The sequence below is a fragment of the Protofrankia sp. CiP1_Cm_nod2 genome (assembly GCF_920664355.1).
In the GTDB taxonomy this organism is placed as follows: domain Bacteria; phylum Actinomycetota; class Actinomycetes; order Frankiales; family Frankiaceae; genus Protofrankia.
Genome location: NZ_CAKKTL010000293.1, coordinates 5614 through 6479, shown reverse-complemented (window position 1 = coordinate 6479; position 866 = coordinate 5614). Strand labels below are relative to the sequence as shown.

1 protein-coding gene is annotated in these 866 nt (G+C 73.1%); it reads right to left on the bottom strand.

The window, feature by feature from the left end; genetic code table 11:
• Positions 1 to 125 precede the first annotated feature (125 nt).
• Positions 126 to 698 (bottom strand): hemerythrin domain-containing protein, encoded by a 573-nt coding sequence (locus tag NBW84_RS21935; protein WP_250287006.1) that lies wholly within the window; start codon positions 696 to 698, stop codon positions 126 to 128.
• Between the last annotated feature and the right edge of the window lie 168 nt (positions 699 to 866).

Sequence of the window (866 nt, the reverse complement as noted above, 5' to 3'; positions counted from 1 at the left end):
TAGCGGGCCACGAGCGCCTCGAGCACCTCGGCGATCCGCTCACCGGCCGGATCGAGGACAGCCTGGCCGGCCGGGGCATCAGCGGGGCTCCGGGCCACCGCCCCGGCAGTGGCGTCAACAAAAGGTCACCGTACGGCGTCGCGGACGCGGTCGACGATCGACGCGATCGGGCCGACGGTCCACTGCGCGACGGGTGACCCCGTGGTGGACGGGTGCGGGTGCGTGGGAGCGATCTTCTCCGCGGTGCGCAGCCGGCGGCCCATGCCTTCCAGCTGCTCCTCGCTACGGGCCGCGTGGACGCGCGGGAACTCCTCGCTCTCCTCGTGCTCGGCGTGGCGGGAGACGGCCCGCTCGAACTCGGCCAGCTTCCGGTCGAACTCGCCGCTGTGCACGTCCATCTTCTCCAGCGCCTTGAGCACCTGCGTGGACTCGCCCTCCTCCCGGTCGCGGGCCTCGGCGACCGCCCGGTCGACATCCCTGGTCACCGGCCGCAGAACCAGCTCCTCCGCTGTCTCGTGCACCGCGAGCAGCGCCCGCAGCTCGTCGAACGCCTGCTTCTTGTGCCCGCCCGCCGTGCTGCGCACCTCGGCGAACAGGTCGCGGATACGGGCGTGCTGGTTGAGCAGGACGCCCACCACGTCATCATCAGGCAGCTGGGCCGCACGGGCCCGCTCGACGTCGGCTTCGCTCATCGTCATGAGGTCCTCCTTGGCGTGCCGCCCCTCCTCGAAGGGCAGGTCGGGTTCGATGGGCATGCCCGCCTGCCCACCGCCAAACCCCGACCCGCGCCGGCCGCTCGGCGCGGGTCGGGATCTGGCGGCGATCGGCCGAGCCATCGGCGGGTCCGTCCCGGGCCGTCCTCGCCC